The organism is Pseudomonas oryzihabitans (assembly GCF_014522265.1).
GTDB classification, from domain to species: Bacteria; Pseudomonadota; Gammaproteobacteria; order Pseudomonadales; family Pseudomonadaceae; genus Chryseomonas; species Chryseomonas aestiva.
This window is the reverse complement of the sequence record NZ_CP017024.1, coordinates 2,839,140-2,863,290: the sequence shown is the minus strand read 5'-3', so window position 1 is coordinate 2,863,290 and position 24,151 is coordinate 2,839,140. Positions and strand designations below refer to the sequence as shown.

The 24,151-nt window shown below is 68.1% G+C and carries 17 protein-coding genes and 1 pseudogene; 9 read left to right on the top strand and 9 right to left on the bottom strand.

Features of this window, described 5'->3' with window-relative positions; genetic code table 11:
• Positions 1-27: 27 nt before the first annotated feature.
• The 3 genes from BGI51_RS13240 to BGI51_RS13230 form a co-directional block, all read right to left on the bottom strand.
• On the bottom strand, positions 28-2,001 hold the full coding sequence (locus BGI51_RS13240) for a BCCT family transporter (RefSeq protein WP_187978623.1): 1,974 nt from the start codon (positions 1,999-2,001) through the stop codon (positions 28-30).
• Positions 2,002-2,122: 121 nt separating this feature from the next.
• Positions 2,123-2,980: an AraC family transcriptional regulator gene (locus tag BGI51_RS13235; RefSeq protein WP_187978622.1), complete on the bottom strand. Its 858-nt coding sequence runs from the start codon at positions 2,978-2,980 to the stop codon at positions 2,123-2,125.
• 17 nt (positions 2,981-2,997) lie between these two features.
• Positions 2,998-3,603 carry a LysE family translocator gene (locus BGI51_RS13230; protein ID WP_187978621.1) on the bottom strand — a complete coding sequence of 202 codons (606 nt, stop codon included), beginning with the start codon at positions 3,601-3,603 and terminating at the stop codon, positions 2,998-3,000.
• 144 nt (positions 3,604-3,747) lie between these two features.
• On the opposite strand from BGI51_RS13230, the gene BGI51_RS13225 reads away from it, so the two are divergent.
• The 6 genes from BGI51_RS13225 (at position 3,748) to BGI51_RS13200 (ending at position 11,178) form a co-directional block, all read left to right on the top strand.
• Positions 3,748-4,782 carry a LacI family DNA-binding transcriptional regulator gene (locus BGI51_RS13225; protein WP_187978620.1) on the top strand — a complete coding sequence of 345 codons (1,035 nt, stop codon included), beginning with the start codon at positions 3,748-3,750 and terminating at the stop codon, positions 4,780-4,782.
• An 87-nt stretch (positions 4,783-4,869) separates the two neighbouring features.
• The gene (locus BGI51_RS13220; RefSeq protein ID WP_187978619.1) at positions 4,870-6,228 is read left to right on the top strand and encodes an MFS transporter; all 1,359 of its coding nucleotides are present in this window, start codon (positions 4,870-4,872) and stop codon (positions 6,226-6,228) included.
• A 22-nt stretch (positions 6,229-6,250) separates the two neighbouring features.
• Positions 6,251-7,402: an L-talarate/galactarate dehydratase gene (locus BGI51_RS13215; RefSeq protein ID WP_187978618.1), complete on the top strand. Its 1,152-nt coding sequence runs from the start codon at positions 6,251-6,253 to the stop codon at positions 7,400-7,402.
• Between the two features lie 72 nt (positions 7,403-7,474).
• Complete coding sequence (locus tag BGI51_RS13210; RefSeq protein ID WP_187978617.1) at positions 7,475-8,920, top strand: sensor histidine kinase; 1,446 nt, start codon at positions 7,475-7,477, stop codon at positions 8,918-8,920.
• On the top strand, positions 8,905-10,242 hold the full coding sequence (locus tag BGI51_RS13205) for a sigma-54-dependent transcriptional regulator (RefSeq protein WP_187978616.1): 1,338 nt from the start codon (positions 8,905-8,907) through the stop codon (positions 10,240-10,242). Before BGI51_RS13210 ends, BGI51_RS13205 begins: the two co-directional genes overlap by 16 nt.
• Positions 10,243-10,395: 153 nt before the next feature.
• Complete coding sequence (locus tag BGI51_RS13200) at positions 10,396-11,178, top strand: hypothetical protein (protein WP_187978615.1); 783 nt, start codon at positions 10,396-10,398, stop codon at positions 11,176-11,178.
• Here BGI51_RS13200 and BGI51_RS13195 read toward each other — a convergent pair whose 3' ends face one another.
• The gene (locus BGI51_RS13195) at positions 11,179-12,399 is read right to left on the bottom strand and encodes a pyridoxal phosphate-dependent aminotransferase (RefSeq protein WP_187978614.1); all 1,221 of its coding nucleotides are present in this window, start codon (positions 12,397-12,399) and stop codon (positions 11,179-11,181) included. It abuts the gene before it with no gap.
• A gap of 160 nt (positions 12,400-12,559) precedes the next feature.
• On the opposite strand from BGI51_RS13195, the gene zapE reads away from it, so the two are divergent.
• The 3 genes from zapE (at position 12,560) to BGI51_RS13180 (ending at position 15,261) form a co-directional block, all read left to right on the top strand.
• Positions 12,560-13,660: a cell division protein ZapE gene (gene zapE, locus BGI51_RS13190; RefSeq protein ID WP_187978613.1), complete on the top strand. Its 1,101-nt coding sequence runs from the start codon at positions 12,560-12,562 to the stop codon at positions 13,658-13,660.
• Between the two features lie 91 nt (positions 13,661-13,751).
• Positions 13,752-14,615: an MBL fold metallo-hydrolase gene (locus tag BGI51_RS13185; RefSeq protein ID WP_133859944.1), complete on the top strand. Its 864-nt coding sequence runs from the start codon at positions 13,752-13,754 to the stop codon at positions 14,613-14,615.
• Between the two features lie 196 nt (positions 14,616-14,811).
• Complete coding sequence (locus tag BGI51_RS13180; RefSeq protein ID WP_241495391.1) at positions 14,812-15,261, top strand: DMT family transporter; 450 nt, start codon at positions 14,812-14,814, stop codon at positions 15,259-15,261.
• Between the two features lie 8 nt (positions 15,262-15,269).
• On the opposite strand, the gene BGI51_RS13175 is transcribed toward BGI51_RS13180, so the two are convergent.
• From BGI51_RS13175 to amn, 5 genes and pseudogenes are all read right to left on the bottom strand, one after another.
• Positions 15,270-17,774, bottom strand: a complete 2,505-nt coding sequence (locus BGI51_RS13175; protein ID WP_187978612.1) for a sulfite reductase flavoprotein subunit alpha — start codon at positions 17,772-17,774, stop codon at positions 15,270-15,272.
• Positions 17,759-18,442, bottom strand: coding sequence for a Fe2+-dependent dioxygenase (locus BGI51_RS13170; protein ID WP_187978611.1), 684 nt, complete (start codon positions 18,440-18,442; stop codon positions 17,759-17,761). The genes BGI51_RS13175 and BGI51_RS13170 overlap by 16 nt, the downstream gene beginning before the upstream one ends.
• A 61-nt stretch (positions 18,443-18,503) precedes the next feature.
• Positions 18,504-20,720, bottom strand: coding sequence for a TonB-dependent receptor (locus BGI51_RS13165; RefSeq protein WP_187978610.1), 2,217 nt, complete (start codon positions 20,718-20,720; stop codon positions 18,504-18,506).
• Between the two features lie 181 nt (positions 20,721-20,901).
• Positions 20,902-22,065: a type III PLP-dependent enzyme gene (locus BGI51_RS13160; protein ID WP_158896225.1), complete on the bottom strand. Its 1,164-nt coding sequence runs from the start codon at positions 22,063-22,065 to the stop codon at positions 20,902-20,904.
• Positions 22,066-22,661: 596 nt separating this feature from the next.
• Positions 22,662-24,133, bottom strand: a pseudogene (gene amn, locus BGI51_RS13155) (AMP nucleosidase).
• Positions 24,134-24,151 lie beyond the last annotated feature (18 nt).

The following is a 24,151-nucleotide window of genomic DNA, read 5'->3' as shown; positions in this document are numbered from 1 at the left end:
GACGCGCAGCAGATCGTGGACAGGTTCTCAGCCCACCAGATGCAGGAAATGCATGTGGCGTTCGTACTGGTCGAGGATGTCGCCGATGACGTCCTCGCGCGACCAGCCCATGACGTCATGGTCCTGGCCCCCCTCGCGCAGATAGACCTGGGCACGGAAGTACTTGCGCTCCTCGTTCGGCTCGCTGCCCATGACGAAACTGGGCATGGCGTAGGCGTGGGGTCTTACCTGGTAGACGAACTCCGGCTGATCGGCCGGGCCGACCCTCAGGCGTACGCCGCCATCGTCACGGTCTTCGACGCTGCAGATATAACCCTGCTTGCGCCATTCCTCGGCCACCGCCAGGCAGGCCGGCTTGGCCACCTCGCCGATGAAGCGCACCACATGACTGCGTCGCGGGAACATCGCCAGACCGCGCAGCCGGCGCTGCCAGCCTCCGGGCGATCTCATGGTGGGTGGCGAGATGCTCAGCGCCTGATGCCGCAGACCGCGCTTGGTGGCGTCCAGCTTGAGTGCCTTGAGCAGTCCGCGCATGCTGAACAGCAACGCGATGGTGAACGGCAGCGCACTGGCGATGGTGGCGGTCTGCAGCGCCTTGAGGCCACCGGCCAGGAGCAAAGCGATGGCCACCAGCCCCATGCTGGAGGCCCAGAACACCCGCTGCCAGACCGGTGTCTTGTCCTGGCCACCGGAGGCCAGCATGTCCACCACCATGGCGCCCGAGTCGGCCGAGGTGACGAAGAACACCACCACCATGACGATGGCCACCATGGAAATCACGCTGTGCAGCGGGAAGTGCTCCAGGAAGGCAAATAGCGCCAGGGAGCTGTCCTTGTTTACCGCGGCGGCGAGATCGGTGAAGCCGTCGGTGAGGATCATGTGAATGGCGGTGTTGCCGAACACGGTCATCCACAGCAGGGTGAACCCGGCTGGTACCAGCAGCACACCGGAGACGAATTCGCGGATGGTCCGGCCGCGCGAGATGCGCGCGATGAACAGCCCAACGAAGGGCGACCAGGCCAGCCACCAGCCCCAATAGAACAGCGTCCAGCCGCCGATCCAGTCGGTGGGTTGGTAGGCATTGAGGTTCAGGGTGCGGCTGACGATCTCGCTGAGATAGCCGCCGGTGTTCTGCACGAAGGTCTGCAGGATCAGCACGGTGGGGCCGAGCACGATCACCGAGACCATCAGCAGCAGCGCGAGCCCCAGGTTCAGCTCGGACAACCGACGGACGCCCTTGTCCAGACCGGTCGCCACGGACAGGGTGGCCAGGGCGGTGGTAACGATGATCAGCACGATCTGCACCGGTACTGAAATCGGAATGCCAAACAGCGCGTTGAGCCCGGTGTTGATCTGGGCCACGCCAAAGCCAAGGGAAGTGGCGACGCCCAGTACGGTACCGATGATGGCGAAGATGTCCACCGCATGGCCGATGGGACCATAGATGCGTTCGCCGATCAGCGGATAGAGCGCCGATCTCAGGGTCAGGGGCAGGCCATGGCGATAGCTGAAATAGGCGAGGATCAGGGCGACGATGGCGTAAATCGCCCAGGCGTGCAGGCCCCAGTGGAAGAAGGTGATCTTCATCGCCTCGCGGGCGGCATCGACACCACCGCCAGCGCCTACCGGCGGCGAGAGAAAGTGCATCACCGGCTCGGCGACGCCAAAGAACATCAGGCCGATGCCCATGCCCGCCGAGAACAGCATGGCGAACCAGGTGGTGCTGCTGTAATCGGGCTCGCTGTGGTCTGGTCCGAGCTTGATGTCGCCGTAACGGCTGACGCCCAGGAAGACCACAGTGCCGAGGATGATGGCCACCGCGAGAATGTAGAACCAGCTGAGATTGCCGATGATCCAGGTCTGGACCGTCCCGAACACCTCCTGGGCATTGGCCTGGAAAACGCTGGCGTAGAGCACCAGGGCCAGCAGGATGCCGGTCGAGGTCCAGAACACGGGGGGACTGAAGGTGTTGCGAGCGGCGGATTCTCCTTGGCCGTTCATAGACTGAGCTCCTGTTCATGAAGTGCGCACAGGTTGACTGCCCTCGGCCTGAATCGTTTCGCTGGCGACGCTTCTGGAACGACGCATGCCGCTGAGCGCTAGCGCTCCAATCGCTAGGGCGCTAAGGGCCGGGTGCGCTAGCCGTGGCAGACACGGCGGGCGGTCTGGCCAGCCCACGAAACCAGCGGGCTGGCGCCATGCCGAAGGCCTGGCGGAAATGTTTCGTCATGTGACTCTGGTCGTAGAAGCCCGCCGCCACGGCCGCGTCGGCCAGCCCCAGCCCCAGGCGCACGTGCAGCCGTACCCGGTCCAGGCGGCGCAGGGTCAGGTAGCGATGCGGACTGGTACCGAAGTAGGCGCGAAAATCCCGGGTCAGACTCCAGCGGTCACGGCCAGCGCAACGGGCCAGGTCGTCCAGGGTGACGGCCTGATCGAGGTTGTCCTCCAGGTATTCGCGAGCGCGCAGCGCCGCGGCGAAATCGACCCGACCGCGACTGGGCCAGGTCTGGCAAACCTCGGCCAGGGTAGCGACCAGGCCATAGAGGGCATCGTCGCGCCCCAGGGCATCGGGGTGCTCGTCAAGGGTGGCGAACACCGCATCGGTGGCCCGTGCCAGGCGCGGATCCAGGGAGACACCCTCACGATGGAAGGGCAAGGGCCGCCCGCCAAGGATGTCCTGCACCAGGGCCGGCGGTACATAGAGCATCCGATAGCGAAAGCCGCAGGCGGCGCCGGCGCGACCGTCGTGGACCTCGTCCGGGTGGAAGACCATGGTCTCGCCCGGCAGGCTGCTGGCCTTGGCGCCGCGATAGGAAAAGCTCTGCACCCCGGCCAGGGTACGACCGATGGCATAGGTCGCATGACGATGGGGATTGAAGGCGTGGCCGCTGAAAAAGGCCTCGATGGACTCCAGCTCATCGAAGGCCGGAGCGTGGCGTACCCAGTCCGTGGCACCGGGCAATTCGATCTGGGTACTCATGGCGACTCCTCCGGCGCTCAGCCTAGCAGACCGCGCCAGGCATCGTGGAACAGCAGCAGGGCGCAGCCGACCAGACTCAGCCCCAGCAGCAGATTCACCCCGCGCAAGCCACGTCCTTGCACCAGGTAACGTCCGAGCAGCGCGCCAAGCAAGGCGTAGCTGGCCGGGGCGCCGCCCGCCGACAGGGCCAGGGGCAGCGACCAGAGGGCGATCTTGCCACCGGTCACCTGAGCCGCCGGGAACATCACCGTGGCGATGGGCAGCACCGCCAGCCAGCCCTTGGGATTGAGCCCCTGGATCAGGAAGCCGCGGGCGAAGGTCAGCCGCGTTGCGGCGCCCTCCTCCTCTCCCGCCGCCGTCGGCGGCGCGGCCCGGGCAATGCGATAGCCGAGGTACAGGCAATAGCCACCGCCCAGGAGCGCCAGCCACGGCAGCAGCGCCCCCGAGACCAGGACCGCACCGGCATAGCCCAGGACCAGAAACAGGAGCAGCATGGCGCAGCCCACCCCGGCATAGAAACCCAGCGCCCGCCGGGCCTGGCCGCGCAGACCGGCGTTCAGCCCCAGGGCGTTGACCGGACCGGGGCTGTACATGACGCTCAGGGCATAGAGGACGATTTCCAAGGGACACCTGTCAGGCTTCGAGAAGGAGACCCAGGCTAGCCAGCACGCCCGGCGCTGGCTTGTACGTCTGTGGCTCGTTCACCTTGAGAGTCATCGTATGACTCGGCAGAATCGGGCATTCCCTCTCCTGTCGCGGAGTCGCTCTTGTCCGGTGATCGCAACGCCCCGTCCTGGCCTGGTCGTTCCACTGGCAAGCCACCGACCCTAAAGGACGTGGCCCGCCTGGCCGGGGTCTCGCCGATCACCGTTTCGCGCACCCTCAACCAGCCGGAGATCGTCCGGCCGGCGCTGCGCGAAAAGGTCTTTCGCGCGGTGCGCGAGAGCGGCTACCAGCCGGCCATGCTTACCACCGGCAGCGCGCCCCTGGAGGGTCGGCTGATCGCCATCCTGGTGCCCACCATCGTCAATTCCATCTTCGCCGACACCGTGCAGGCGCTCATGCAGACCCTGACCGAGGCCGGCCACCAGACCCTGCTGGGCCTGACCGACTATTCCGCCGAACGCGAGGAGCGGCTGCTGGACGCCTTGCTGCGCCGCCGCCCCGACGCCATGGTGCTGACCGGTACCCTGCATACGGCCGCCAGCCGACTGCGCCTGTCACAGGCCGGCATTCCGCTGGTGGAGTGCTGGGACCAGGGTGAGCGACCGCTGGACATGCTGGTGGGCTTTTCCCATGTCGCGGTGGGCCAGGCCGTCGCCCGGGAGCTGCTGGCGCGCGGCTATCGCCACTTCGCCAGCCTGACCCTGGACGATCCCCGCGGACGGCTGCGCCGCGATGCTTTCCGTGACGAACTGGCCATCCACGGACTGACCGCGCCAGCCGATGTCAGCCTGCCGCCGCCGGCCACCCCGGCACTGGGTCGCCAGGGCCTGGCCCGCCTGCTCGCCGCTGGCGCCCGCCCCGAGGTGGTGGTCTGCAGCTCCGACACCCTCGCCCACGGGGTGCTGGCCGAAGCCCATGCCCGCGACTTGCAAATACCGGAAGAGCTGGCCGTGATGGGCTTCGGCAACCTGGCCAGCGCCGCCCATCTGATCCCGGCGCTGAGCACCGTGGACGTGCGCGGCGCCGCGATGGGCACCCATGCCGCCACGGCCCTGCTCGCCCGTCTGGCGGGCGCCGAGGCGCCGCGGCAACGGGATACCGGCTTCGAACTGATCATGCGCGAGAGTACGCGCTGACGCTTGAATGATTGCGTAATCAGCTTAGCGTCCTCCCGCAGGTGCCGGCCTCGCCGCCGGCTTTGCCCGCTGAAAAGGACAATAACAATGCGCACTTCCCCTAAGCCGTCGCGGCGCACTCGCGTTCGCTATCTCGTCCTGGCGATGATCTTTCTGGTGACGGTATTCAACTACGTCGACCGCGCCACCCTCTCCATCGCCGCGCCGGCCCTGCGTCACGACCTCGGTTTCGACGCCGTGGCCATGGGTCTCGCCTTCTCGGCCTTCGGCTGGGCCTACACCGCCATGCAGATTCCCGGCGGCATCGTGCTCGATCGCTTCGGCTCGCGGCTGGTGCTGGGCGCCAGCCTGATTCTCTGGTCGGTACTGACCTTCCTGCAGGGCTACGTCGAATTCTTCTCCTCGGCGCTGCTGGCGCTGTTCGTGCTGCGCTTTCTCATGGGCGTGGCCGAGTCGCCGGCCTTTCCGGCCAACAACCGTCTCACGGTGATGTGGTTCCCGCGCCAGGAGCGTGGCCTGGCCACCGCCATCTTCCAGTCGGCGCAGTACTTCGCCCTGGCGGTGTTCACGCCACTGATGGTGATCCTGCTCAACCAGTTCGGCTGGGAGCACGTGTTCTTCTGGACCGGCGGCGCCGGCATCCTCATCGGCCTGCTGTGGTTCGCCACCGTGCAGGAGCCCCGGCACGACAGGCGTGTCAGCCAGAGCGAACTGGACCATATCGAAGCCGGTGGCGGCCTGCCCGATCTGGGCGACACCCGGGCGCCCTTCAGCTGGCGCACCTTCAAGGCCATCAGCGGCAATCGCATGATGCTGGGCATCTACCTGGGGCAATTCTGCCTGACCACCATCACCTGGTTCTTTCTCACCTGGTTTCCCACCTACCTGGTCGAGGCCAAGGGGCTGACGATGCTCAAGGTCGGCCTGATCGCCGCCATCCCGCCGGTGGCCGGCTGCCTGGGCGGCGTTCTCGGCGGACTCTGGTCGGACGGCATGCTGCGCCGCGGCTACAGCCTCACCGCCGCGCGCAAGACGCCGATCATCGTCGGCCTGCTGCTTTCCAGCAGCATCGTGGTGGCCAACTACACCCAGTCCATCGCCCTGGTCACCCTGGTGATGTCCATCGCCTTCTTCGCCAAGGGCGTGGGCAACCTCGGCTGGTGCATCGTCGGCGATGTCTCGCCCAAGCGCGCCATGGGCGTGAGCGGCGCCCTCTTCAACTTCTGCGGCAACATCGCCAGCATCGTCACCCCGCTGGCCATCGGCCTGATGATCAACCAGCTCGGCTCCTTCGACGTGGCCCTCACCTACGTCGCCGCCATGGGCCTGCTCGGCGCCTTCTCCTACCTGGTCATCGTCGGCCCGCTCAAGCGCCTGGACCTCGGTGAACTCAATGACGAGCCAGCCGCCACCGCCGACGCCGCCCTGCCTGCCACCCGTCCCTGATTCCTCACCCTGGAGCATCCCCATGTCCGATAACGCCTACAGCGCCGACCAGGACCGCATCGTCTGGGTCCGCCTGGCTTCCGTGTTCCTGCCGCTGGCCACCCCCATCAGCGACGCCAAGGTGCTCACCGGCCGGCAGAAGCCGATGACCGAGATCGCCATCCTCTTCGTCGAGATCGAAACCCGCGACGGCCAGCGCGGCCTGGGCTTCAGCTATTCCAAGCGCGCCGGTGGCCCCGGCCAGTTCGCCCACGCCCATGAAATTGCCCCGGTGCTGCTCGACGAGAATCCCAGCGACATCCAGAAGCTCTGGACCAAGCTCTGCTGGGCCGGCGCCTCGGTAGGTCGCAGCGGTCTCGCTACCCAGACCATCGGCGCCTTCGACGTGGCCCTCTGGGACCTCAAGGCCCGTCGCGCCAACCTCTCCCTGGCACGCCTGCTGGGTGCTCAGCGCGACTCGGTGCGCTGCTACAACACCTCCGGCGGCTTCCTGCATACGCCGCTGGAGCAGTTGTTGGTGAACACCGACCTCTCCCGGGAAAAAGGCATCGGCGGCATCAAGCTCAAGGTCGGCCAGCCCGACTGCGCCCTGGACCTTGAGCGCGTCGCCCGCGTGCGCCGCCACCTGGGCGACAGCTTCCCGCTGATGGTCGACGCCAACCAGCAATGGGACCGACCCACCGCCCAGCGTATGTGCCGGCGCTTCGAGGAATTCAACCTGATCTGGATCGAGGAGCCACTGGACTGCTACGACGCCGAGGGCCACGCCGCCCTGGCCGCGGCCTTCGACACCCCCATCGCCACTGGCGAGATGCTGACCAGCATCGCCGAGCACCAGGAATTCATCCGCCTGCGCGGTGCCGACTTCCTGATGCCCGACGCGCCACGGGTCGGTGGCATCACGCCCTTCCTCAAGGTGGCCGCCCTGGCCGAGCAGGCCGGCGTGATGCTGGCACCGCACTTCGCCATGGAATTGCACGTGCACCTGGCCGCCACCTATCCCACCGAGCCCTGGGTGGAACACTTCGAATGGCTGGAGCCGCTGTTCAACGAACGCCTGGAAACCCGTGACGGGCGGATGGAGGTACCGACCCGTCCGGGTCTCGGGCTGTCCCTGAGCGAGCGGGTACCCGGCTGGACGGCGCAGGAAGCGGAATTCGGCCGGCGCGCCTGACCCCCGCGCTGGCACTCGAACTCCGCCAGGGTGTGGCACTCTATCCAGGCCAAGGCCTGGAAGAGAAAGCCCATGTTCGGATCGCTGCGCAGTCGTCTGATTGCCCTGCTGCTGATGCTCGGCGGCATGGCCGTCGGGGTCGGCTGGCTGATGATCCTGCTGCTGCGCCAATCGGAAAGCGCCCAGCTCGGCCAGGCCACGGTGGAAGCCGAGCAGGCCTGCCAGGCCATCGCCAGCAGCTATCGTTTCTACAGCAATGGCTGGTCCGGCCCTACCGCTGGCCTCGCCGATCCGGCCCTGCAGCGCAGTCTCGCCGGCGTGGCCAGTGTCGCCCTGCTGCGTTATCGCGGCATGGCCGGCGGTCTCTGGCAGCAGCAGGCGGGGCTCCTGGCCGATGCCAGTCCCTTCTCCATGACCGCCGCCGAACGCCAGCACCTGGCCGATCTCTCCGCCGCGACCCTGGCCGAGGCACGCAGCCTGAGCGACAGCTTCAGCGCGGACGGCGCCACGGTGCTGGTCGCCGCCTGCCCGCTGTCCGGCCCCATCCCCGATCTCGCCGCCTGGACCCTGACCCGCCTGACCTTCGCCGAGGGCAGCGGTCAGCGCCAGCTGAAACTGGGCCTGGGCCTGCTGCTGCTGGCCATGCTCGCCGCGACCCTGCTGCTCGGGCGGCTCACCTGGCAGTGGTCGCGGCATGTCGCGCGAGTCGAGCGAGATCTGGGCGCCAGCGCCAGCCACGACCTGCCCACCCTCGCCCTCACCGGCGAACGCGAGCTGGATCGGGTGCTGGCGGCGCTCAACCAGGCCGGGCAGCGCCTGACCCAGGCACGGGACGAGGCCCAGCGGCTGACCACCCAGGTCCACGCCAGTGAACGGCTGGCCGCCCTTGGTCGGGTGGCCGCCGGGGTCGCCCACGAGATCCGCAATCCGCTGGCCGCCATGCGCCTCAAGGCCGAGAACGCCCTGGCCGGCGACAGCGGCCGTCAGCAGCGCGCGCTGGACGCCATCCTGCTGCAGGTCACCCGCCTCGACCGCCTGCTGCGCCGCCTGCTCGACCTCACCCAGCCGCTGCACCTGCAACCGACCGCCATCGAATTGCCGGTCTTCTGCCGCGAGGTGCTGGCCGGTCACGAAGACCAGGCCGCCCAGCGCGGCATCCGCCTGACCGCCAGGGTGGCCGTCGAGCAGGGCTATTTCGATCGCGACGCCCTGGCCCGCGCCCTGGACAACCTGCTGCTCAACGCCCTGCAGGCCGCCCCGGCCGCCAGCGAGATCCGTCTCGACGCCAGCCGCCGTGGCGACTGGCTGGTGCTGGCGGTGGAAGACGCAGGCCAGGGACCACCTGCCGAGTTGCGCGGCCAGCTCTTCGAGCCCTTCGTCACCGGTCGCCCCGAAGGCACCGGCCTGGGCCTGGCCCTGGTCCGCGAGACCGCCCGCGCCCACGGCGGCGAGGCGCGCCTGATCGAACCCTCCGTCCCCACTCGCTTCGAGATCCTCCTGCCATGCCAACCCTGCTGATCATCGATGACGACGCCGGTCTGCGCGACGCCCTGGCGGAAACCGCCGCGGACCAGGGCTACCGGGTGCTGCAGGCCGACGGGGGCGAAGCGGGCCTGCAGCGCCTGGCGCAGGAACCGGTGGACGCCGTGCTGCTCGACCTGCGCATGCCCGGGCTGGATGGCCTGGAGGTACTGGCGCGCATTCGCGTCCGCCCCGAGCCGCCGGCGGTCACGGTGCTGACCGCCTTCGCCAGCGCCGGCAACACCATCGAGGCCATGCGCCTGGGCGCCTTCGACCACCTCACCAAGCCCATCGGCCGCGAAGAACTGATCCGGGTGCTGGCCGGGATGACCGCCCAGCGCGGCCCGGCCAGCGTGCCGCCGGCTGCGGTCGAAGGCCATACGCTGGTGGGCGGCAGCGACGCCCTGCGCCAGGTGCAGAAGACCATCGGCCGCCTGGTGGACAGCGAGGCCACGGTGCTGGTCACCGGCGAGACCGGCACCGGCAAGGAACTGGTGGCCCGCGCCATCCACGAGCACGGCAAGCGACGCGGGGCGCCCTTCGTGGCGGTCAACTGCGCCGCCATCCCGCCGGACCTGCTGGAAAGCGAACTCTTCGGCCATGTGCGCGGCGCCTTCAGCGGCGCCACCGCCAATCGCCTCGGTGCCTTTCGCGAAGCCCAGGGCGGCACCCTCTTTCTCGACGAGATCGGCGACATGCCGCTGCCGATGCAGGCCAAGATCCTCCGCGCCCTGCAGGAACGCGAGGTGACGCCGGTGGGTGGCGCACCGGTACGGCTGGACGTACGGCTGGTAGCGGCCACCCACCGCGACCTGGCCCAGCGCGTCGCCAGTGGCGACTTCCGCGAGGACCTCTTCTATCGCCTGCACGTAGTGCCCATCCACCTGCCGGCCCTGCGCGAGCGGCGGGCCGACATCCTGCCGCTGGCCGAGCACTTCCTCGCCGCCAGCGGTCGCGTGCTGGCGGACGATGCCGCCGCCCTGCTGCTGCGCCACTCCTGGCCCGGCAACGTGCGGGAATTGCGCAACGCCATCCAGCGCGCCGCGACCCTGGCCCAGGGCGAACGCATCGTCGCCGCCGACCTGGCCTTCCTGCAGGGCGAGACGCCGGATGAGTTAGCCATCGACGCCAGCTGGCCGGAGGAGACCCTGGCCGAGGCCACCGCGCGCCTGGAACGCCTGCTGATCGAGCGCGCCCTGCAGCGCAGCAATGGCAATCGCGCCGAAGCGGCCCGCCGCCTGGGTATCCATCGCCAGTTGCTCTATACCAAGCTCAGTCGGCTGGGCCTGGGTGTCGGTGCAGACGACAGCCCCGCCTAGGCTGTCCGCTTTGCCGACAGACCTGTCCGCCAGACGGACGCAATGCCTGGCCCGGATGATCGCTGAAAATCTCAACCTATTGATTTATATATAAAATAAAAGTTGGCACAGGCCCTGCAATAGCCTAATTGTCAACCACCGCAGGAGTCATCCATGCCTACCAAGACCCAAACCCTCGTGATCGGGACCTTCGCCCTGCTGTCCGTCAGCGGCCTCGTCCTGGCACAGACCGCACCCGCCGGCAGCACCGCCACCACCACCGCGGCCAGCGCCCAGATTCCCACCCAGCAGGGCCAGCTCAAGCAGTTCCTGCTCAATCCCCGGGGCGATATCGATGGCCTGATCCTGGCCGACGGCACCGAGGTCAACACCCCGCCGCACCTGTCCGAGCAACTGGCCGCCACCTTCAAGCCGGGTGACAGCATCAACGTCGCCGGCCTGCGCGCCGCCAGCCTGCCACTGGTCCAGGCGGTGTCCCTGACCAATGTCCAGACCGGCAAGACGGTCACCGATGAAGGCCCGGATCGCGTGGGCGGTCGCCGTCCGCCGGCGCCCCCGGCACCTGGCGCCGAGCGCGATGGCGACAGCCTCCAGGGCCAGATCGTCCAGCTGCTGCACGGTCCCCGTGGCGACGTGAACGGCGCCCTGCTGCAGGACGGTACCGCCCTGCGCCTGCCGCCCCATGAAGCCCTGCGCCTGCAAGCCCTGCTCAAGCCGGGTCAGAACGTGGCAGTGCGCGGCGAGCTGGTGGCCAATGCCCAGGGACGTGCCTTCCGGGTCAGCGCCGTGGGCGCCGACGCCAACTCGCTGCAGACCCTGGACACCCCGCCGGCACCCCGCGGCCCCGGTCGTCTGCCGCCGCCCCCGCCCCCCGGCGGCCAGCCGGTCGCCCCGGGTGCCCAACCGCCGGCGCCCCCCGCTCCGCCGGCCGGCTGATCAGGCCAGCAGCCGCCGGGTCGCTTCGGCGATCCGGCGGCAGGCTTCCTCCAGCACCTCGTGCGAGGTGGCGTAGGAAACCCGGAAGTAAGGCGCCAGGCCAAAGGCCGAGCCTGGCACCACCGCCACCCCGCCCTCATCCATGAGGTAGCGGGCAAAGGCCGTGTCGCTGTCGATCACCTCCCCGCCCGGCGTCCGCCGACCCAATATCCCCGCGCAACTGGCGTAGACATAGAAGGCCCCCTCGGGCCGCCGCGCCGACAGACCCGGCACCGCGTTCAAGGCATCCACCACCAGATCCCGTCGCTCGCGGAACAGTTCGCAGCGCTCGCGCACGATGCCCTGCGGCCCATCCAGGGCGGCGATGGCCGCGGCCTGGCTGACCGAGCAGGGGCAGGAGGTCACCTGGCTCTGCACACTGGCCATGGCCTGGATCAGCGCCTTGGGTCCACCGGCATAGCCCAGGCGCCAACCGGTCATGGCATAGGCCTTGGAGACGCCGTTGATGGTCAGGGTCCGCTCGCGCAGCCGTGGCTCCAGCGCCGCCGGGGTGACGAAGCGAAAGCCGTCGTAGAGGATGTGCTCGTACATGTCGTCGACCATCAGCCAGACCTGCGGATGGCGCAGCAGCACCTCCAGCAGCGGGCGATAGTGTTCCTCGCCATAGGCCGCCCCCGAGGGGTTGGACGGCGAGTTGAGCATCACCCAGCGGGTGCGCGGGGTGATCGCCGCCTCCAGGGCCGCGGCGGTCAGGCGGAAGCCATCCTCCTCACGGCACGGCAGCACCACCGGCGTGCCGCCGAGGATGGTGACGATGTCGGCATAGGTCACCCAGAAGGGCGCGGGGATGATCACCTCGTCACCCGCGTCCAGGGTCGCCATCATGGCGTTGAAGATCACCTGCTTGGCACCGGCCGAGGCGGTCACCTCGTCTTGGGCGAACACCAGGTCGTTCTCCCGCGCGAACTTGCGGCGGATGGCCTCCTTGAGCGCCGGACTGCCGTCCAGCACCGTGTACTTGGTCTGGCCGGCGCGGATGGCCTGGATCGCCGCTTCCTTGATATGCTCCGGGGTATCGAAGTCCGGCTCGCCCGCACCCAGCACCAGCAGATCGGCGCCCTGGCGGCGCAGGGCGTTGGCCCGCTCGGTGATCTTGAGGATCTCGGAGACGCCCACGGAAGCGAGGCAGTGGGCGAGGTGCAGGGTCGAATCGGCGGCCATGACAGGGCTCCAGGCAGAGATGAAAGCGGGTGCCGGCGGCGTCCGGCAGGGTCGTCTCGCACTATCGAACCGCCGCGGCCGGCCTTCAAACGCTATAAAGGACTCACGTCATTCCGCCGGGGCATGGTCTGCTGCCAGCACGGGCGCTAGAGTGGCGGCCATGTCCAATGCCCTTTCCCCCCTCGCCGCCTACCGCCGGGCCCTGGCCCAGGGCGACCGCCTGCCCGATGTCGCTCAGGAAGCCGCTGCGCGCCAGCTGGACGCCTGTCACGCCGACCTGCTGGCCGGGCGTCCGGCACGCGGTCTCTATCTCTGGGGACCGGTGGGGCGTGGCAAGACCTGGCTGCTGGACCTGTTCCACACCAGCCTGCCGGTGCCCGCCCGCCGCCAGCACTTCCATCACTTCATGCGCTGGGTGCACCAGCGGCAGTTCCAGCTCAGCGGCACCCGCGATCCCCTGCAGGTGCTGGCCCGGGAACTGGCTGCCGAGGTGCGGGTGCTGTGCTTCGACGAACTCTTCGTCAGCGACATCGGCGACGCCATCCTGGTGGGCGGCCTGTTGCGCGCACTGCTGGACCAGGGCCTGGTGCTGGTGGTCACCTCCAACCAGCCGCCCGAGCAGCTCTATGCCGGCGGCTTCAATCGCGAGCGCCTGCTGCCCGCCATCGCCGCGCTGCAGGCGCGACTGGACGTGCTGGAGGTGGACGGCGGCCAGGACCACCGCCTGCACGAAGGCCAAGCCGAACAGCGCTTCTGGGTGGACGATCCCACCGCCCTCGCCACGACCTTTGCCCGCCTCACCCCGGGGGAAGCCGTGACGACCGCGCCCCTGATCCTCGGCGAGCGCCCCCTGCCCGTGGTGCAGCGGGCCTCCAGCGCGATCTGGCTGGACTTCGCCGTGCTCTGCCAGGGCGCCTGGGCCACCACCGACTACATCGATCTCTGTACCCGCTTCCCCGCCCTGTTGCTGGGCAACGTCCCCTGCCTGTCCGGCGATCCCCGCGCAGGCCGTATCGCCCGCGGCACCGAAGACGGCGCGACGAGGGTCCTCGCCGGCGACCGCGAACTGCCCCGCCTGGCGCCCCAGGACGACGCCGTGCGCCGCTTCATCGCCCTGGTCGACGAAGCCTACGACCGCCGCCGCCCGCTCTACCTGGACGCCGCCGTGCCCCTGGAGCAGCTGTACACCCGCGGCTTTCTGGAATTCCCCTTCCGCCGCACCCTGAGTCGCCTGAGGGAGATGCAGCAGGCGCGCTACTAGGCCGGGTCGGACCTGCGGCGACGAGGCACGCCGCGGAGCGGCGGAGCCCCGTGTTAAGGTGGGACATCCCATCTCTTCACGAGGCCCGGTCATGACTCCGCGCATCGAACCCTTCTTCGACGCCACCACGTCCACCTTCACCTATGTGATCTACGAGGCACCCGGCAGCCGCTGCGCCATCGTCGACTCGGTGCTGGACTACGATCCGCATTCGGGCCGCACCGCCACCCTGTCGGCGGATCGCGTCGCCCGCTTCGTGCGCGACCAGGGGCTGACCGTGGAGTGGCTGCTGGAGACCCATGCCCACGCCGACCACCTCTCCGCCGCGCCCTATCTAAGGCGGCAGCTGGGCGGCCGCATCGCCATCGGCGAAGGCATCCGCCGCGTCCAGGGCGCCTTCAAGGACGTCTTCAACCTGGAAGCGGAATTCCGCCTCGACGGCTCCCAGTTCGATCACCTGTTCCAGCCCGACGAGGTCTTCCATATCGGTGCCCTGAGCGCCCGCGCCCTGCACGTGCCCGGCCACACCCCGGCCGACATGGCCTACCAGGTGGAGGAAGACCATGTCTTCGTCGGCGACACCCTGTTCATGCCCGATGTCGGCTCGGCGCGGTGCGACTTCCCGGGTGGCAGCGCCCGCGACCTCTATCGTTCGATCCGCCGGCTGCTGACCCTGCCCGAGGCCACCCGCCTCTATCTGTGCCACGACTATCCGCCCGCCGGCCGCGAAGCGCGCCACGAGACCACCGTGGGTGAAGAGCGCGCCCTCAACGTCCACGTCCGCGATGGCGTGGACGAAGACGCTTTCGTCGCCCTGCGTACCCGCCGCGACGCCACCCTGTCCATGCCGACGCTGATCCTGCCGGCCATCCAGGTGAACATCCGCGCCGGCACCCTGCCGCCGGCCGAGGCCAATGGCCGCCGTTACCTGAAGATTCCCATCGACGGTTTCTAGGCAGTGAGCGGCAGGGCCACCCTCGCCCAGCCCTCGTCGTCCAGTCCCCAGCGATCATCCCTGAATCCGCGCTGACACGGCCCCCTGCGGGGGCCTTCGGCTGAATACAGGCGGCAGGGACAGCTACCGGAAATCGTCGCCACGACTGTTTCGCCCAACCCTGGGGCATACTGCGCGCCCCCTTTCACCTGGAGTCCTGTCGATGCCCGTCTGGTGGCTGCTCGTCCTGCCCTTCATCGCCGGTGCCTGCCTGCCGCTGCAAGCCGGCATCAACGGCCAACTGGCCCGGCACCTCGGCAGCGTCTTCGCCGCGGCGTCCATTTCCTTCATGGTCGGCCTGCTCGCCCTGCTGGGCCTGACCCTCTGGCAGCGTGGCGTCCCCACCCTGGGTGCCCTGCGCGAATTGCACTGGTGGCACTGGTGCGGCGGCCTGCTGGGGATGTTCTTTATCGCCATGGCCGCCTTCGCCGGTCCGCGCATCGGCGCCACCCTGTTCATGGCGCTGGTGATCGCCGGGCAGCTGGCCATGTCGCTGAGCCTGGATCACTTCGGCTGGGCCGGCTTTCGCCAGGATCCGGTGACCCTCGGCAAGCTGGCCGGCGTGGTGCTGATCGGTGCCGGCGTCTGGTGCATCGCCCGCGCCTAGGTCCAGGCCTAATAGAGATCGCGGCGGTAGCGGTCTTGATCGATCAGGCGCTGGACCTCGGCCTCGCCAAGCAGCGCCTGCAGCGTGGTCTGGACGCCGCGCCCCAGGCCCGGCAGGCTGCCGCAGACCATGATCACGGCATCGGCCGCCAACCAGTCCGGCAGCCTTTCGCGCTGCGCCCGCAGGCGGTCCTGCACATAGCCGTCGCCGTCCCGCGAGAACACCCGGTCCAGCCCGGCCAGTTCGCCCCGTGCCTGCCAGGCCTGCAATTCAGTGCCGTAGAAATCATCGTGCGCTGCCGTGCGTTCGCCAAAGAGCAGCCAGTTGCGCCTGTGCCCGGCAGCGATACGGGCCGCCAGCAGCGGGCGTACACCCGCGAGGCCGGTCCCGGCGGCGATCAGGATCAGCGGGCGCTCGTCCAGCGGTGGTCGGAAGCCGGGATGGACGCGGAGCCGCGCCTCCACGACGTCACCCGGCTGCAGCGCCGTGGTCAGCCAACCGGAGGCGATGCCCAGGCGGCCATCCGCCTGGCGCGCCTGGCGCACCAGCAGCCGCAACGGCCCTTCGCCGGGCAGCGAGGCGATCGAGTACTGGCGCACGGCGAGGGGCTTCAGGGTGTCGAGCAGGGCCTGGGCGTCCAGCCCCCGCAGCGCGGTCTGGTCTTCCGGCAGCAGCAGGGTTTCCAGGGCCACGGCGAGGGTCTGGGTGAAGCCCTCGCGCGTCACCACACTGTCCGCAGCCAGACCCAGGGACGACAGCCAGGCCGCCACCCGTTCGGCACGCTGGCGTGGCGCGATCTCGAGAATATCGCCGGGTGCCCAGCTGCTCCCGGGCGGTGGCAACAGCTGCAGCTCGAAGACCGCTCCACCGGGGCTGCCGGCATTGAGCCGCTGCACCGACGCCAGTTGCCAGGACTGCAGCGGACGCTCGGGCGGTGCCTCGGCACGCGCGGCGCCCAGGGCCTGGAGCTGAGCCTGCCAGAGCGCAAGCGCCTGGGCGTCGCCATTGTCCACCTCCACCGGGGCGAACAGCGGCCGGGCGCCCTGCCCACCCAGCCAGGTATCCAGCCGTTGGGCGAAGGCGCAGTAGGCCGGATAGCGCCGGTCGCCCAGGGCCAGCAGCCCATAGTTCAGGCCCGGCAGCGCGGCTGCCTGGGTCAGCAGACGTCGCTCGAAGCCGCGCGCGGCATCCGGGGCCTCGCCGTCGCCGTGGGTGGCGACGACGAACAGCGCCCGGGTGGCCCGCTGCAGCCGCTCGACCGAGAGCCGCCCCAGCGCGACCACCTCGGCGCTCAGTCCCGCCGCCTGCAACTGGCTGGCGGCCTGCCAGGCCAGCGCCTCGCCCTGGCCACTCTGGCTGGCGTAGCCGATCAGCCAGTCGGCGGCGCCCGCCGCGGCCGGTGTCAGCCCGCTTTGCGCCTGGCGCGCCTGGCGGCGTTTGCGCCGGCGATCCAGATAGAGCCAGAGCCCGGTCACCATGAACAGCGGCATGGCCAGGCTGGCGAGCAGCAGGGCCACCCGCCCCGCCAGGCCGAAGTATTCGCCCGAATGCAGGGCATAGACGCTGAGCAGCAACCGAGCGCCCAGCGGCTGCTCGCGGTAGCGGCGATGATCGAGCACCCGCCCCGCGCTGTCGAAGACGATGCGATTGAGGGCACGGACATGCTCGGCATCGTCGGGCAGGTACCAGAGGGTGGGATGGCTGACCTTGCGCGCCGGATTGGGCAGCAGCAGGCCGTAGCCTTCCACCCGTCCGCCGGTCTCCTGCCGAAAGCTTCGCCAGAGCGCGTCCAGGTCCACGTCCTGGCGCGCCACCACCCCCGAGATCCGGGGCTCCGGGGCGGCGCCCAGCAGGCGCTCGCCGGCATCACGGTACCAGCCGTACGACCAGTAGAGGCCGGTCAGAGCCGCCAGCAGATAGAGCAGCAGGCACCAGGTGCCGGCCACGGCGTGCAGGTCCCAATGGAAACTGCGCCCCTGGCGCCGCCAGTCCAGGGTCAGCCAGGTGCGCCAGCGCCGAACCTGGCGCGGCCAGCGCAGGTAGAGGCCGGACAGACAGAGCACCAGCAGGATCAGGGTGGCGGCGCCGGTCAGGGCCTTGCCGACCGGCCCCAGGGCCAGGGAGCGGTGCAGGTCCAGGATCAGGCGAAAGAACCCCTGGCCGCGAGGCGCCGTCAGTACTTCGCCCGTGTAGCGATCGAACAGCTGCACCTCGCCCCGGCCCTGACCCTTCACCGGTGCCAGGCCGAGCAGGCCGTAGCCCTCCCCGGCCATGCTGGAGACGAAGCTCAATTCCTGGCCCGGAGCGAGCAGGCGCTGCCGCACCTCCGGCAGCGTCAGCGGACGCCGATCCGGCGTCGCGGCGGTCGGCGGCGGATTGAGCAGCTCCAGCAACTCCAGCTGAAAGCTGTAGAGCGCCCCCGTCACGCCCAGCACCACCAGCACCAGACCTGCGGCCAGGCCCAGCAGGCTGTGCAGCTGGAAGAGGCCTCTGCGGATCAGGGCTGAGCCCATTGGCGCAGGAGGTTGTGATAGACGCCGGTCAGCTGCAGGCAGGCCTCATGGCCCTGCCCCAGCTCGGCGGCCGCTCGCTGGATGCCCTGGTCGAGTTCGAACAGCTGGCCGCGCTGACCGGCATCGCGCACCAGGCTCTGGATCCAGAAGAAGGAACACAGCCGCGCGCCTCGGGTGACCGGCAGCACCCGGTGCAGGCTGCTGGCCGGATAGAGGATCAGATCGCCCGCCGCCAGCTTGACGCTGTGGGCGCCATAGGTGTCTTCCACCACCAGTTCGCCCCCGTCGTATTCGTCCGGCTCGCAGAAGAACAGCGTGGCCGACAGATCGGTGCGCAGGTAGCCGCTGCCATCCGGCAGCGGCCGCAGGGCATTGTCCACGTGCAGGCCAAAGGACTGGCCGCCCTGGTAGCGATTGAACAGCGGCGGAAACACCCGTGCCGGCAGCGCCGCGGCGACGAACAGCGGATGCCGCGCCAGCGCCTGCTGGATCAGCTCGCCCACCGCGCGCGCCGCCGGCTCGTCCGCCGGCAGCTGCAGATTGTCCTTGGCCATGGCCGACTGGAAACCGGCCGTGTGCCGGCCATTGGCCCAGGCCGCCGCCTCCAGCCGCTGGCGGCACTCCCCTACCTGCTCGGGCGTCAGCACGCCCGGAACGCTGATCATCATGGTGATTCCCTCTAACGCCGAAAGCCCTGCGCAGGCAGGGCTTTGGTTGCTGCAGGCGACCTCAGAAGCTGTAGGTCGCGGTCAGGATGGCGGAACGGGCATCGCCGTATTCGATGGCCGACGACCTCGTGCTCACGCCCAGTTGCGAGCGCACCCGCTCCACATAGTCCTTGTCGAAGACGTTGTTGACGTTGAGTTGCAGGTCGACGTTGCGATTGACGCGATAGCCGACCATGGCGTTGTGCAGCCAGTAGTCGTCGAGCTTGGCGCCGTCGTTGCTGGAGGTGACGTTGCGCTCGCTGACATAGCGGGCGCCATAGCCCACCCGCCAACCCGCCGGCAGCTCATAGGTGGTCCAGAGATTGAGCGAGCGCGGCGGGGTGTTGGCCAGGGCCTGGCCTTCGCGATTGCGCCCGTCCAGGGTGTCGGCGGCCTTGAGCGTCTCGCTGTCGAGGAAGGTGAAGTTGGCGTAGACATTCCACTGCGGGGTGATCCGCCCGGTGGCGCCCAGTTCGATGCCCTGCACGCGCTGCTTGCCGGCCAGGGCGGTGCTGCCATCGGCCAGGGTCTCCCGGGCATTGCTCTTCTCGACGCGGAACAGGGCGCCGTCCAGCTCCAGGCGCTTGTCGAGGAATTCCCACTTGGTGCCCAGTTCCCAGGTCTTGTTCTTTTCCGGACCCAGATCCTGGTTGGCCGCGCTCAGGCCGGCGCCGGTGGAGGTCAGGCTTTCCGCCGAGGGATTGAAGGAGGTGCCATAGGCCACATAGACCCGGCCGTTCGGCGCCGGCTTGAACACCAGGCCGGCGCGCCCGCTCAGCTTGGCGTCATCGGCACTCAGGCGGGTCTTGCTGCCGCGCACGCCGTTGGCGACCGGGGTGGTATCGCTGTCGCCGTCGAACCAGTCGTAGCGCAGACCCAGGTTCACGTCCCAGTAGTCGTTGAGGGCGATGGTGTCGAAGGCATAGAGCGCCTTGTCGGTCAGCACGTTGTTGGCGATGGCCGAGGTCTGCTTGTCGGTGGCGCCGTCATAGCGCTCCGGCGGGGCGGCCAGGGAGTAGCCGGCGGCGGGGAAGGTCAGGCCATAGCTGTAGGTGTCGCGGTCGTAGTCCTCGCGGGAGAACTCGGCGCCCAGCACGAAGGAATGCCCCAGGCCGAAGGTGTCGACGTTGCCGGTCAGGTTGGTCTGGTTGATCCACATCTCCGAGGTCACATCGCGGCCATAGCCCTGGGGACCGGCCGGGCGATAGCGGCCCGCGGCGACGCCACCCAGGTTGACGTGGGACGCCGAGATCACCACGTCGCGCTCGATGCGGCTGTAGCGGGTCAGGTTCTGCAGACTCAGGTTGTCGTTGAAGCGATGCTCCAGCTCCACGGTGAAGACATTGTTGTTGATGTCTTCCTTGTCGATGTTCTGGAAGCCGAAATAGGCATCGCGATCCACCCCGCCCAGGCGCTTGCCGTTGAGCGCCGGCACCCCGTAGTCGGGCTGGTTGTTGTCGGTCTGGTGGAAGTAGCTCAGGGTCAGGCGGGTATCGTCCGACAGGCCCAGGGCCAGCGACGGCGCGATGCCCCAGCGCTCGCGATCGATCTGGTCGCGGCCGGGCACATCGTTCTCGTGGGCCATCAGGTTCAGCCGGAAGGCGCTGTCGGTGCCCACGCCCTGCAGCGGCTGGTTAGTGTCCAGGGTCAGGCGGCGATAGCTGTCGGTGCCGAGGCCCGCGCCGATGCGGGTGAACTGGCGCTCCTGGGGCTTCTTGCTGATCAGGTTGATGGAGCCACCGGTGGTGCCGGCGCCGCCGAACACCGAATTGGGGCCCTTGATGACCTCGACCGATTCCAGGTTGAAGGTGTCGGTGCGGTTGGTCTGGGTGCTGTCGCGCAGGCCATCGATCTGGATGTTCGAGTTGGCGCTGAAGCCGCGGATATTGATGCTGTCGCCGGAGCCGCCACCACCCTCGCCGGCGTTGAAGGTGATGCCGGACACGTTGGACAGCACCGATCTCAGACTCAGAGCCTGCTGATCCTGGATGACCTGCGCCGGCACCACCGTCACGGTCTGCGGGGTGTCCAGCAGGGGCGCGGTGTACTTGCGCGAGGCGGACTGCTCGGCCTTGAAGCCTTCCTGCTGCGCCTGACCTTCGATGGTCAGACTTTCCAGTCGGGTCACCGGCTCCTTGGCGTCCTGGGCCTGCGCCCCGAGGGACAGCGAAGCGACGGCGACACTGAAGGTAGAAACCAGCAAACGACGCTGGGACAGCGAGGACATTTCCTTGGACATGATGGCGAGCCGCCTCCTTATGTGAATGCGGCGCGATTCTATTTGCAAACGATTATCAAATCCATAGCGAATGTAAATTATTCTTAACAATCCGGAAAAGCGTCTGACACAGCGCTTTTCACCAGCCATGAAAAAGCCCGCGTCCCTGACGGGACGCGGGCTCGATCGACGCGGAAAGCCCTTAGAGGTAAAAGGCCTTCAGCGGCGGGAAGCCGTTGAATTCCACCGCGCTGTAGCTGGTGGTGTAGGCACCGGTGGACAGCCAGTACAGGCGGTCACCGCTGGCCAGGTTCAGCGGCAGGCCGTACTTGTAGTGCTCGTACATGATGTCGGCGCTGTCACAGGTAGGACCGGCGATAACGACTTCTTCCATCTCGCCCTTCTTCTCGGTCCAGATCGGGAACTTGATAGATTCGTCCATGGTTTCGATCAGGCCGGAGAACTTGCCCACGTCGGTGTAGACCCAGCGCTCCACGGCGGTACGCGACTTGCGCGCCACCAGCACCACTTCGCTGACCAGGATGCCGGCGTTGGAGATCAGCGAACGGCCCGGCTCCAGGATGATTTCCGGCAGCTCGTCGCCGAAGTCTTCCTTGAGGAAGCGGATGATCTCCTCGGCATAAGTCTCCAGGCTGTTGGTGCGATGGATGTAGTTGGCCGGGAAGCCACCGCCCATGTTGATCATCTTCAGGGTGATGCCGTCTTCTTCCTTGAGGCGCTCGAAGATCACCTTGACCTTGGCGATGGCGGCGTCCCAGACGTCGATGTCGCGCTGCTGGCTGCCGACGTGGAAGGAGATGCCATAGGGCTCCAGGCCCAGCTGACGGGCCAGGATCAGCAGGTCCAGGGCCATGTCGGGCTGGCAGCCGAACTTGCGCGACAGCGGCCAGTCGGCGGAGTTGGAGCCTTCGGTGAGGATCCGCACATAGATGCGCGAGCCCGGGGCGGCCTTGGCGATGTTGCGCAGGTCAGCCTCGGAGTCGGTGGCGAACATGCGCACGCCCTTCTCGTAGAAGTAGCGGATGTCCTTGGATTTCTTGATGGTGTTGCCGTAGCTGATGCGCTCCGGCTCGACACCGGTGGACAGCACCTTGTCCAGCTCGTAGATGGAGGCGATGTCGAAGTTCGAGCCCTTGTCGCGCAGCAACTCGGTGATCTCGATGGCCGGGTTGGCCTTGACCGCGTAATAGATCTTGGCGAACGGGAAGTTGCCAACGAGATCGTCATAGGCCCGGCCGATGGTGGCGGTGTCGATGACGACGAAGGGGGTTTCCTGCTGGTCGGCGAAGGCCTTCATCTTCTGGAAGGTTTCGCGAGAATAGTAATCTTCGACCTTGATGGACATGCGTCGGACTCCCGATGGGCAGAACAAATTGAAGGAGGGGGTGTTCTGAACGCCTAATCCGTTTCCCCACTTTGGTTCGCCTACTTCCCAAGGCACATCGCCGAAAGCAAAAAGGTCAACGCGTACTGGCGTTGACCTCGCTGTCTCGTCGTCGGTACTTGAGCCGGATGGATCGTTTCCAGCATGGACGTTCGGGCGCGAACTTTAGGGCCAGACGCCCTGAAGATCAATGTTAAATCCATGATCTTTACCGAACGGTGACGCGTGCGGACTCACCCCTCTCCTGCAACCGACCGGAGCGGGCGCCGAGATGTTCCTGGAGGGCGATGACAGGGGGAAATCAGGAGGCCGGACGACGTCATCGTCGGGCGTTGGCGATGGAGTTGCGTCATCGCGGGCATGGCACCCTAGCGTGGAAAACGGCGCAGCCTTTTCCACTGGGGCGTTCGGTGCCTGAGTACGCCCTCACCCCAACCCTCTCCCAGGGGGAGAGGGGGTCATCCGAGCGATGCCAGGCCACCTTCGATTCAGGCGCCTCGCCGTAGGTTGGGTTGAGCGCAACGAAGCCCAACACGCCCAACCCCAACCCCAGCGCCTTAGCGGAACGGCGGCTCGTCGAAGCTGCGCAGCTTGCGCGAGTGCAGGGAGTCGAGCTGGGTGCGCAGCTGGTCCAGGGCGGCGATGCCGATGGCCAGGTGCTGGCTCACCGCGCGGGCATAGAAGGCGTTGGCCGAGCCCGGCAGCTTGATCTCGCTGTGCAGGGGCTTGTCGGACACGCACAGCAGGGTGCCGTAGGGTACCCGCAGGCGATAGCCCTGGGCGGCGATGGTGCCGCTTTCCATGTCCACCGCCACCGCGCGCGCCAGGTTGATCAGCGGGCGTTCCTGGGCCCAGCGCAGCTCCCAGTTGCGGTCGTCGTAGGTCAGTACCGTACCGGTGCGCAGGCGACGCTTGAGCGCCTCCCGCGTTCGCCGGTGACGCTGGCGGCGGCTTCCTGCAGCGCCACCTGCACCTCGGCCAGCGCCGGGATGGGGATGTGCGGTGGCACCACACGGTCGAGGATGCCGTCGCGTCTCATGTAGGCGTGGGCCAGCACGTAGTCGCCGATGGTCTGCGACTGCCGCAGGCCGCCACAGTGGCCGATCATCAGCCAGCAGTGCGGACGCAGCACCGCCAGGTGATCGGTGATGTTTTTGGCGTTGGACGGGCCGACGCCGATGTTGACCAGGGTGACGCCATGCCCATCACCGGCGATCAGGTGGTAGGCCGGCATCTGGAAGCGGTGCCAGGCGATGGCGGCGATGACCGCCTGGGCCTCGGTGGGGTCCATGTCGCGTTCGATGATGACGTTGCCCGGCAGCACCAGGCGCTCGAAGCGCGGATCGCTGCGCAGCTGTTCCAGGCCGTGCTGGATGAACTGGTCGACGTAGCGATGGTAGTTGGTCAGCAGGATCCAGGGCTGCACGTGGCGCCAGTCGCTGCCGGTGTAGTGGACGATGCGTCTCAGCGAGAAGTCGGTGCGGGCGGCATCGAACAAGGCCAGCGGCAGCGGATCGATGCGCTCCCAGTCGTAGTGGCCGTCGGCGATGTCGTCGTGGGCGGCGGAGAGATCGGTGCTGGGAAAGACCCGCGCCAGCTCGGCGGCGGTCACGCCGCTACCGGCCAGTTCGTCGCCCTGCTCCACCACATAGGGGTAGGGAATGTCCTGGCGACTGCGACCGATCTCGACCTGGAGGTCGTAGTCGCGCATCAGCGGCTCGAGCTGCTCCAGCAGATAGCCGCGAAAGGCCGCCGGATGGGTCACGGTGGCGACATAGGTGCCGGGCAGCTGGATCTTGGCGTAGGCGCGGGTGGTGGCCGGCGGCACGCCGGGAGCACGATAGCGAATGCGGATCTCGGGGTAGCGGAACAGCTCGCGCTCGGCGGCGCTGGGTTCGACGCGATCCTTGAGATAGCGCTTGAGGGCGGCACCCAGGGCCTGGGTGGCCTCGTCGTGCAGAGCCGCAAGACGGTCGACCGCCTCGCTGGCGGTGGCAACGGCGGTGAAATCCTCGGATACGGAGGTCATGCAGGTTTCCTTGTTGGG

Excerpts from the sequence above, each read along its gene's own strand:
- BGI51_RS13170 (WP_187978611.1), bottom strand. The coding sequence starts at position 18,442 with ATGATGATCAGCGTTCCGGGCGTGCTGACGCCCGAGCAGGTAGGGGAG.
- BGI51_RS13195 (WP_187978614.1), bottom strand. The coding sequence starts at position 12,399 with ATGGCCGCCGATTCGACCCTGCACCTCGCCCACTGCCTCGCTTCCGTG.
- BGI51_RS13160 (WP_158896225.1), bottom strand. The coding sequence starts at position 22,065 with ATGTCCATCAAGGTCGAAGATTACTATTCTCGCGAAACCTTCCAGAAG.
- BGI51_RS13165 (WP_187978610.1), bottom strand. The coding sequence starts at position 20,720 with ATGTCCAAGGAAATGTCCTCGCTGTCCCAGCGTCGTTTGCTGGTTTCT.
- zapE (WP_187978613.1), top strand. The coding sequence starts at position 12,560 with ATGTCCAATGCCCTTTCCCCCCTCGCCGCCTACCGCCGGGCCCTGGCC.
- BGI51_RS13240 (WP_187978623.1), bottom strand. The coding sequence starts at position 2,001 with ATGAACGGCCAAGGAGAATCCGCCGCTCGCAACACCTTCAGTCCCCCC.
- BGI51_RS13235 (WP_187978622.1), bottom strand. The coding sequence starts at position 2,980 with ATGAGTACCCAGATCGAATTGCCCGGTGCCACGGACTGGGTACGCCAC.
- BGI51_RS13205 (WP_187978616.1), top strand. The coding sequence starts at position 8,905 with ATGCCAACCCTGCTGATCATCGATGACGACGCCGGTCTGCGCGACGCC.
- BGI51_RS13210 (WP_187978617.1), top strand. The coding sequence starts at position 7,475 with ATGTTCGGATCGCTGCGCAGTCGTCTGATTGCCCTGCTGCTGATGCTC.
- BGI51_RS13215 (WP_187978618.1), top strand. The coding sequence starts at position 6,251 with ATGTCCGATAACGCCTACAGCGCCGACCAGGACCGCATCGTCTGGGTC.
- BGI51_RS13220 (WP_187978619.1), top strand. The coding sequence starts at position 4,870 with ATGCGCACTTCCCCTAAGCCGTCGCGGCGCACTCGCGTTCGCTATCTC.
- BGI51_RS13175 (WP_187978612.1), bottom strand. The coding sequence starts at position 17,774 with ATGGGCTCAGCCCTGATCCGCAGAGGCCTCTTCCAGCTGCACAGCCTG.
- BGI51_RS13185 (WP_133859944.1), top strand. The coding sequence starts at position 13,752 with ATGACTCCGCGCATCGAACCCTTCTTCGACGCCACCACGTCCACCTTC.
- BGI51_RS13200 (WP_187978615.1), top strand. The coding sequence starts at position 10,396 with ATGCCTACCAAGACCCAAACCCTCGTGATCGGGACCTTCGCCCTGCTG.